Annotated in this window: 1 protein-coding gene; it reads left to right on the top strand. The window is 43.0% G+C overall.

Features of this window, described 5'->3' with window-relative positions:
* Nucleotides 1–10: 10 nt before the first annotated feature.
* Nucleotides 11–163: a hypothetical protein gene (locus L9G74_RS22970; RefSeq protein ID WP_369123390.1), complete on the top strand. Its 153-nt coding sequence runs from the start codon at nucleotides 11–13 to the stop codon at nucleotides 161–163.
* The last annotated feature ends 102 nt before the right edge of the window (nucleotides 164–265 follow it).

Here is a 265-nt window from a genome sequence, read left to right as displayed (position 1 = left end):
GAAAGACACCATACTCTCTACCCCGGCTGGTTCCAATCTCATCCGGAAGACATCCTCCATCGGGGGTATTCTCCTCACTGCAAGCCATAACACGGCAACCGATTTTGGCATCAAGTTCAACATGTCCAATGGGGGTGCTGCACCAACTTCATTCACCGACTAGGTATTTGAGATATCAAAGGAACTAAATGAATACTCAATCATTCCAGATTTGGATATTCAACTAAACCGAATTGGCGAATATTATTATAAGATAGGAACAGAA

The organism is Shewanella electrica (assembly GCF_022321485.1).
GTDB lineage: Bacteria > Pseudomonadota > Gammaproteobacteria > Enterobacterales > Shewanellaceae > Shewanella > Shewanella electrica.
This window is presented reverse-complemented; position numbering and strand designations above follow the sequence as displayed.